The sequence below is a fragment of the Rhodococcus sp. UFZ-B548 genome, assembly GCF_903819475.1.
Lineage (GTDB): Bacteria > Actinomycetota > Actinomycetes > Mycobacteriales > Mycobacteriaceae > Rhodococcus_F > Rhodococcus_F erythropolis.
Map to the genome: position 1 here is coordinate 1 of NZ_CAIJDS010000122.1, position 4,550 is coordinate 4,550.

The 4,550-nt window shown below is 60.6% G+C and carries 4 protein-coding genes and 1 pseudogene; all 5 read right to left on the reverse strand.

The features are described 5' to 3' along the window. Positions 1 to 285: 285 nt before the first annotated feature. Positions 286 to 507: a hypothetical protein gene (locus H7C86_RS36545; protein ID WP_182263480.1), complete on the reverse strand. Its 222-nt coding sequence runs from the start codon at positions 505 to 507 to the stop codon at positions 286 to 288. A 425-nt stretch (positions 508 to 932) separates the two neighbouring features. Continuing rightward, complete coding sequence (locus H7C86_RS36550) at positions 933 to 1,571, reverse strand: hypothetical protein (protein WP_182263481.1); 639 nt, start codon at positions 1,569 to 1,571, stop codon at positions 933 to 935. A gap of 605 nt (positions 1,572 to 2,176) precedes the next feature. Beyond that, positions 2,177 to 2,776, reverse strand: a complete 600-nt coding sequence (locus H7C86_RS36555; protein ID WP_182263482.1) for a hypothetical protein — start codon at positions 2,774 to 2,776, stop codon at positions 2,177 to 2,179. A 10-nt stretch (positions 2,777 to 2,786) separates the two neighbouring features. Continuing rightward, positions 2,787 to 2,996 (reverse strand): annotated as a pseudogene (locus tag H7C86_RS38155) (hypothetical protein); the annotation flags it as partial. A 136-nt stretch (positions 2,997 to 3,132) separates the two neighbouring features. Next, positions 3,133 to 3,858, reverse strand: coding sequence for a DUF4352 domain-containing protein (locus H7C86_RS36560; RefSeq protein ID WP_182263483.1), 726 nt, complete (start codon positions 3,856 to 3,858; stop codon positions 3,133 to 3,135). Positions 3,859 to 4,550 lie beyond the last annotated feature (692 nt).

Consider the following 4,550-nt stretch of genomic DNA (forward strand, 5'->3'; position numbering starts at 1 on the left):
TCCGTTATCGTCGGTGATGCGTTGACCTATTGAGACCAAGATCGGTATTCGACGCTTCTGTGAAGCACGCATATCCCCAGCTTGTTCTGAGGTCTAGGTGTCGAGAACTCGTGTCGAAAATCTATGTCGAATAAACCGTTGGCTTTGCCTTTTCGACAGACGAGTTTCTTTCAGGCTGCCCACCAGGCGATGACCATGGCGGAGAGGGTGCAGCCGAGTATGAGGGCAGTTTCGACTGACACGCCGAGTCGTTCGTGCAGCAGTGGTCGCGAGGCGATGCCGGGGTCATGTAGTGGTGGAGGGTTGGAGGATGGCTTCGAGCCTGGTGAGCCGTTCTTCGAGGACACCGGTGAGAGCGAGCAGTCCGAGCACGGTCGGTTCGGTGATATCGCTGCCCTGCTGCGCGTGTTTGAGCAGCGCCGTGCGCAGGAGCGAACACATGGGGGCGTCGTCGCTGATGGGGAGTTGTTCGAGTTTGGCGGTCAGACGCTCGTCGGGGGAGGCCATGGGTAGCTCCTGCACGTGTGGATCATGCAGGCCGAACGAAAGGGGTGACTGCCTGCGCGGTGATAACGGGTGGTGCGCTGGAACCGAGGCGAAAAGTAGCGCACCACAGGGGGTGATGTTACGGCGTCATTGCTGGGCGGTCGGTGCGCAGGAGGTAAGTGACGGCGTACCGATGGGTGCGATGGACTAACTCGGTACCGGTTCATCTAAGGCGGCGAGGTACTCCTCGGTAGTTCAATGCTCAAGTAGCTGTAACTGTGCGAAGACTGGTAACCGGGGTGGGTGCCACGTAAATTTTCGGGGGCGGCATCACCCGGTCCCCAACGGGTATGGCGAACGCTCCGCCGGTAGCCACCCCTGGTCTATCGGCGGGCGAGCCGTCCCGCAGGTTTCGACGCGTGGACTGCGATTTGATGCGCCGGCGGTCAGCGCGGGTTGGGGGTGCGCCACAGGCTCGGGGTGTCGCCGTCGTCGGTGTTGGCGAGGGCCCGGATTCCGTCGGCGTCCTGGGCGAGGATGTCCGCGAAGTGCTGTCTGTGGGTGTCGTCGAGTCCGTCGGGCAGGTTCGCACCGTCGGTGATGGATGCCGCGGCGCCGTCGAGGTAGCGGGCGATCCGCAGGAGTAGCGGGCGTGGGGTCGGGACGACGGAGTCGTTCGCATCGGCGGTGATCATGCCGAGAGTCGAGAGCAAGGACAGGCCGGCGACAGCTTCTTTGTCGTCGAGGTTGATGTGTGCGACTTTCAAGGCTTCGGCCAGCGCCGCGGTGGTCAGGCCGACGGCGGCGACGGGCACGGAGATCGTGCGTTCGAATTCGATCAGGTCGGCGCCGGGGGCTTCGTCGGAGAGAGACATAGCGAGGGACTGCGCGAATGCGATCAGACGTTCGTCGGTGAAATCGCGCTGCGCGGTCTGGCGGGTGACTCTCATCAGGGTCGCGTATTCGGTGATTTTGTCGTCGAGGATTGTGCGGGCTTCGGTGTCGGTGATCGTGAGCCCGAGATCGAGGAGGGCGGCCCGGAATTCGGTGGATCGGGTGTGGAGCCAGGTGGGCCGAGGACTCATCGCTGCTCCCGTGAGGTTGAGGCCGTGGTTGTCGAGTTGAGCTTAGATCCGCGTCACATCACGGGAAGGAAATGGCCGCCGAAACACGCTGGGTGGTTGCAGGTCAGGGGAATCGTGTGCGCTACATTTCCCTTCCACTCCATCTCCGTTCGAGGCGGCGATGGATGGGGGTTCGCCGAGATGTCACACGACTGCAGGTGAGCCGCTCCCGATCGTGTGCCCGGCCCCCCAGAGTTGGGCGCACTCGACCCACCCTGCTGGTACTGACGACCAGTCGGGTGGGTCACCCAAAGGTGTGCGGTGTGTTTTCCTCGTACCGAGTGGGTCCAGGTGACAGTGGCCGAGGATGCAGTGAGTATCCGATTCGGGTCTCCGCAGCGGGTTTCTCTTCGTTCCGTCGAGAACCCGTGTGCAGAACCTACGTCGAATATCGTCTCCATCAGTGTCGGACGGTACTCGAGTGCTGATGCGGAAAAACGTACAGTCAAACCACAGGACCTACTCAGTGAATGAGTGGATCAAAGTCGGGCGAGAGTGTCGAAACTGCCCCGGGAATTGCAGCTCCGAAGTGCTCAGGACTGGCCGGGCTTTCGCTGGGCGTGACATCAGTTGTCGAGTATTTCGCGGCATTGTTCCGGGGTGTTGCCTTGCTGTAGGCAATTCGACCACAGGACCTGGGGATGGTTCGGCGGATTCGTTACTGTCGGGGTGCTTGTCGTGGTCCGAGGAGTGCCAGCTGTTGGCGGTGCATCGGTCATTCCGGCTTCGGCCCGAGGGTCGGGGAAGGTCATTCCTAGTGAGTTGGTGCACGTGGTTCCGTCGCAGGATCCTCCGTTGGCGGTGATTTCGCTGACCCGGTTGATCGCTGCGGGGCCGGCGCATTCGTCCGTCCAACCGTATGTTCCGTCCGTGAACGCGGTGTTCGGACCGGGCGAGGTGCAGTAGTCGATGTGCTTGGTCACCGCCGGCGTGGGCGTGTCGATGAATGTTGCCTCCGCTGTGGGCGGTTCGACGATGGTTTCCGTCGTGGGTTCCACAATCGTGGCACTGGAGACCGGTGTGAGTGTCGCTGACGAGCTCGGCGTCGTGGCGGTTGCAGTTGCTCTCTCAGACGAGGCAGGTTCGGTGGATGCGCCCTGGTCGCTGCATGCACTGAGCGTGAGAAGGAGGATCGTCGCTGCTAGCCAGGATTTTTTCATTGTCATTGTGATCGCTTCATTCTGTGGACGGGTCGGCGTGTGGTGGCAGAGATAGGACGGGGGTCAGCGAAGCATTTCTGCGTACGCTTGTCGCCGTAGCTGCCGCCATCGGCCAGTTGCCAGTCCCACCAATGCGGCTGCCACCCTCGGGTCCTCGAACGTCGGCGAGTGGGCTGGCGATGTTGCGTCGCCGGAGCTCGTATTCGCTGCGGTTGCTGTGGTGGGTTTCCGACCATGTGTGCGCGGGGGACCTTGTCCGGCCAGGGTCAGGGCCACGGTCACGGCGTGGGTTGCATACTTATCGGGCTGGGGCAGGTGAGCGTCAATAAACGATCGCCTGCCCCAGGGTTGTATCGGGGCGTTCAGATCTGGTTGATCCACCCGATGCGTGAGCTGTCGAAGGAAAGCAGTGTTTCCATGAGCACTACGTACTGTCCGGAGGCTGCCGGATCGTCGAAACAAACGTCGCCCGCGACCCGACCTCCGGGAGCCAACTCACCCGATTCCAGCGTGGAGCGGTCGGAGACGAAAGTCGCGTCTTTTGAGACACCGTTAGGGTCCTGCAATTTCCAATCCAAGTAACCATTGAAACGTTGCTGCTTGCCAGTGCCGTTGACGACGGTGACGTTCGTGCATAGAAGAGAACCACCGTATGAACGCTCTGCCGACTCCAGAGGCGCAGCAGTGATTTGAACGCCCTTTTTATCGACGGTAGCTCCGGCGTCGGCGCCGGTGTCCTTGCTTGTTTTTCCTGGGAAATCCAGGCTGGCTGCGCTGTCGGAATCCGCAGAACTTGATCCGTTGTTGTCCACTACTGTCGCTGGCTCGTCACCCCCACCAGCGACTGCGGCCACGCAACCTGCGAACAACAATGCAACGATCGCCAGGATGATCCACAAACCCCATCGCTTCTTCTTTGGCGGTTGCGGCAGCTGTCCGTATGGCTGCTGCGGCATCCCGTACTGAGGGGGTTGTTGTCCGTATGGCTGCTGCGGCATCCCGTATTGCGGGGGTTGTTGTCCGTACGGCTGCTGCGGCGCTTTTTGTGGGTCGCTGCTGTTAGCTGGGTTGTTCGGGTCGGGATTCATGTGTCCTTCTTCTTATTTGTTCGCAGAGTTCGCTCGCAGCACCCTTGCGGTTTAAAATTCGATTAGTTCTACCATCGCGATGCGACAAATACCTCTTTTGGTCCCAAAATTACATTTCTCGAAAAGCGCGGTGACACCGATTGGAGCTTTCGGTTGCGCTGGTCACTGACACGACATCACCTCTCTGACCCCTCGGTCGGTTGAACCGCTCCTCGACGCCAGGACCTGTTGTGGGTTAAGCACACCCGAACATCGAATCCGAATATGCGTGGGCATACCCGCCGGGCAACGCGCGACAGTCGTTATCCCGGGTAGACGCTGCGCTGCGCCGCCCGGACTTCCGGTCGTAGCCTCACACGGTCCGGCACGTCGATTCCCGCCCCACGTGACTGTCGACGGTGGATCCCGATGAAATTCACTGTGGAAACAGCGATCTCAATCAGTGCCGGTCATACCCGATTGTCTCAGCGATTGCGCTTGTCGACGACGGGGGTGGCTGATTGCAAAGGAACCTGAATCTGCCGCCGTAGTTGAAAATAGAGTTTGTGCGGTTCGGATCCGTCGATAAATTCGTGTCGGAAAACTATGTCAGGTCGCTGTGTGTCGTGAGGTTTTCGACGACGGACAGTCGGTTAGCGGCTCATCCCAATCGGGGGTGTAGGAGTTGGGGTCTGAAGCCGCCGGTCTCGAGC